General features: G+C 63.3%; 4 protein-coding genes. All 4 read right to left on the bottom strand.

Annotated elements, in window-relative coordinates; all coding sequences use genetic code 11:
* Positions 1 to 369: 369 nt before the first annotated feature.
* A complete protein-coding gene (locus tag QM590_RS25705; protein ID WP_269596877.1) occupies positions 370 to 1,146 on the bottom strand; it encodes an NAD-dependent epimerase/dehydratase family protein in 777 nt (258 codons plus the stop codon).
* Positions 1,147 to 1,227: 81 nt separating this feature from the next.
* Positions 1,228 to 2,547 (bottom strand): MFS transporter, encoded by a 1,320-nt coding sequence (locus QM590_RS25700; protein ID WP_269596878.1) that lies wholly within the window; start codon positions 2,545 to 2,547, stop codon positions 1,228 to 1,230.
* Positions 2,544 to 3,092, bottom strand: a complete 549-nt coding sequence (locus tag QM590_RS25695; protein WP_269596879.1) for a 3-isopropylmalate dehydratase small subunit — start codon at positions 3,090 to 3,092, stop codon at positions 2,544 to 2,546. Before QM590_RS25695 ends, QM590_RS25700 begins: the two co-directional genes overlap by 4 nt.
* Positions 3,089 to 3,764 (bottom strand): aconitase family protein (locus tag QM590_RS25690; protein ID WP_269596880.1); only part of this gene is annotated, 676 nt, incomplete at its 5' end. The genes QM590_RS25695 and QM590_RS25690, both read right to left, overlap by 4 nt.

Here is a 3,764-nt window from a genome sequence, read left to right as displayed (position 1 = left end):
CCCACAACAGTCGGAATCAACAACAACCGACTCCAGACAGCTTGACATTGAGCGTTTTTCCGCAAACGCGCGCGCGTTCGCCATACGCGCGCGAATTCGACACCGATCCGTTGACGATTCCGAACGCGTCTGACAATTCCGCGCGCATCTGTTCCTGCGCGCAACTCGCCGACTCACGTGAGCCCGCGGGCCGCCAGAATTGCCGCTTCACGGTCTGCCGAGAGCCCGTCTGGACGTCGATCACTCCTCATCGGCGATCGACCTGTCAGCGATTGCAGCCACGTCCACGTGTCCGCGACGGTCTCCTGAATCGGTCGCGTCCGAAGCCCCACGGCGAATGCCTTCGATACGTCGGATGCATGCAGCGAATCATGATCCGCGCCCGGCGGAATCCAGATCGGGAGCTCCGTCCACGGCTGCACACCTGCAGTGCGGAGCACGTCCGGCTCCACCCAGCACAAGCGTGCGTCGGACCGGGTGGCGGCGATGCAGAAGCTCGCCGATCGTGGCGTGACCCGGCCGACTCACCACGTCGTAAGCCCCGCCGAGACCCCGGGCGGCAGCGTCCAGACTCCAAGCGACCAGATCACGGGCATCGATGTACTGCAGTGCCAAATCGACCGGACCGGGCGCAAGCACAGCCCCGGCGTGCTCGATTCTGTTCAGCCACCAGGGAAGTCGACCGATATTTTCGTAGGGTCCCAGAATCAGACCGGCACGAACCAGCAACGCATCAGTTCCGAAGCCGGCGACTACGGCCTGCTCGCCGCCGAGCTTGCATCGCGCATAGTCCTCGCCAGGTCCCTGCACCGTCGGCCAGGTCTCGGTAGCTTTCGCTTGCGGGGCGTCGTACACCGAACGGCTGGAGACATACACGTAACCACCGACTCGACCGGCGAGCAGCGCCGCCGACTGCGCCACCACGTCCGGCTCCCACGACCAGGTATCGAAGACTATGTCCCAGTTACCTTCTCGGATCTCATTCAGTCCGTCGGGCGAGCGCCTGTCTCCCCGAAGTTGTGTGACACGAGGATCCGACGCGGTTGTGCCGCGATTGAGTACCGTGACGTCCCACTGCAGATCGAGAGCATGTTCGACGGCAGTTCGCCCCACGAAGTCGCTGCCACCGAGGACCAATAGCTTCATGAATCCAGTGTGCCGGTGAGCAGTCCGTCCGTTCTGCTGAACGCCCGGTTCGGATCTCTGCTGACAGCAGAGCGGCTCGGGTTACACAGGAAGCTTGCTGTGTCCCGTCTCCTTGATGGTCAGTACCGTCGCTACACCGATGACGCACACGCCCATGACCCAGTACGCCGGTGACATGGCATTGCCGGTCGATTCGACCAATTGTGCTGCAACGTAGGGGGCAGTTCCGCCTGCCGCGATCGTTCCGATGTTGAAGCCCAACGACACTCCGGTGTAGCGAACTGCCCGAGGGAAGAGTTCGGTGAACAGCGGGAAAGCCGGGACCTGCACCACACCGTTGAGCACCATGTAGACGAAGTAGACGACGCCGACGATGAGAATGCTCGACGTGGCACCGAGAATCATGAACACCGGCAGCGCAATGATCACGTAGGCCACATAGCCGAACAGCAGCACCGGTTTGCGGCCGAACCTGTCGGTGAGCATCCCACTCAGCGGGAATGTGGCGCAGGCCAATGCAATTGCCACAGCAGACGTCCAGTACACCGAGTCTTTCGAGAAGCCGAGGTCGTTGATCAGATACACGCTGAAGTAGGTCAGTCCGATGTACCCGGATCCGTTCATGGCGATCGCAATGCCGACGACGCGGAGCACAGACCACGGTTGCTTCTTCACCACGTCGCTCAACGGGCTCTTGGCGACCTCGTTCTTGGCTGCCATTTCCTCGAACTCCGGGCTGTCCTCGAGCTTGAGCCGCACACGGAGGCATACGAAGGCCAGGGGCAGCGCCAGCAGGAACGGGATGCGCCATCCCCACGACGACATTTGTTCGTCGGTCGTGATCAGAGCCACGAGCCCGACGACGGCTGCGGCGACCGCGAAGCCGAGAGTCGATCCCACCGGCGTGAAGGACCCGAAGAATCCCCGACGGTTCGGCGGTGCCGACTCGGCGATGTAGGTTGCGGCACCGCCGATCTCACCACCTGCCGAGAATCCCTGGGCGAGCCTGATGATGACCAGCAGAACGGGGGCCAGCACCCCGACACTCGAGTGCGTCGGCAGCAGTCCGAGAATGCCGCAGGCAACACCCATGCACACCACGGTGATGACGAGGGCGTGCCGACGACCCTTGCGGTCTCCGAGCCGACCGAAGAAGATTCCGCCGAGCGGACGGGCGACATAGGCGACGCCGAACACGGCCAGGGTCGCGAGAATCGACACGCCTGGGCTGGTGGATGGGAAGAACAGCGGTGCGATGATGACGGCGAGGAAGCCGTAGACCGCGAAGTCGTAGTACTCGATGAGCGTACCGACACCTCCGGCCAGCGCAGCTCGACGCGCGGTCGTGGTGTCCGCCTTGGGCGGTGCAACTCCTGCGCGGGAGTGTTCGGTGTTCGTCATCGCGCTGATCCTTCTGTGAGTGGTTGCTTGCTTCGGTGTTCGGAGAGAAGAAGTTCGTACGAACCGCCCGCTTCGATGACGGCGACGGTTCGGGCATTCGGTGGATGGCCGGTGATCGTGGTGCCGTCCTGCTTCGACACCTCGGCCCGACGCCAGTCGAGTCTGACATCGTCGCCGACGGCCACCGCGTCGGATATCCCGGGAACGGTGATCAGGGGCATACCGTTGAAGGTCTCTCCACGCCAGAATCCAGGTGAGAACGATTCCGCCACAACGGCACTGATGCCCAGGTTGCGCAGCGCGACCATCGGCGGATAGTGCGGATGTCCGTAGCCGAAGTTCCGCCCACCGACGATGACGTCTCCGGGTCGAACTCGATCGACGAATGCCGGGTCGTAAACCTCCATGCAGACCGACCTCAAATGATCGGGGTCGTAGGACTTGATGTTCGCAACGCCCACGACCAGGTCGATATCGAAGTCGTCACCGAATATCCACGCGACCGCACCGTCGATGACGTCGGGCGGGGGCGGGTAGGCGCTCACGACCCCACCTGCGCGATCGTCCCGGCGAGGGCGCTGGCCGCGACGGTGAAGGGCGAACCCATGTAGATGTTGGCGTCGGAGCTACCCATTCGCCCGGAGATGTTAAGCACCCCGGTGGAAATGCAGTTCTCGCCGGCCGCGAGGGGCTTCTGGTATCCGAAGCAGAAGTCGCAGCTCGACACCGCGATGTGTGCACCAGCTGACCGCAGGATGTCCAGCAGCCCTTCGCTTTCGGCTTGATCGTGCACCTTCTGGGAGGTCGGTACCACGTTCAACTCGACGCCGGGGGCGACAGTCCGCCCGTCGAGCACCAGTGCAGCAGCGCGCAGGTCCTCGATGCGGCCGCTGGCGCAGGATCCGATGAACGCCTTCGTGATCGGGATTCCGGCCAGATCGGCAGCGGTGTGCGTGTTGGCTGCGCGAGCCGAACCGGGTTGCACCACCTGCGGAACGATGGTCGACAGGTCGATGGTGTGGCGGGCGGCGTAGGCGGCACCCTCGTCGGGGAGCACGGGGGTGAACGCCTGCCGGGCGACGTCATGGGCGTAGGCGAGAGACAGTTCGTCGGGTTCGAAGATCGCCGAGACCGCACCGGTGAACATCGCCATTCCGCACAAACTGATCTGCCGCGAGGATTTCGGACAATGGAGATGACTATTTTCAGGCCGCGAT

Source organism: Rhodococcus sp. IEGM 1372 (genome assembly GCF_030056835.1).
Classification (GTDB): Bacteria; Actinomycetota; Actinomycetes; order Mycobacteriales; family Mycobacteriaceae; genus Rhodococcoides.
Note: the sequence above shows the minus strand (reverse complement) of the source record. Positions and strands in the feature narration are given on the sequence as shown.

Coding starts and splice junctions, on each gene's coding strand:
- QM590_RS25705 (WP_269596877.1), bottom strand. CDS start 1,146: ATGAAGCTATTGGTCCTCGGTGGCAGCGACTTCGTGGGGCGAACTGCC.
- QM590_RS25700 (WP_269596878.1), bottom strand. CDS start 2,547: ATGACGAACACCGAACACTCCCGCGCAGGAGTTGCACCGCCCAAGGCG.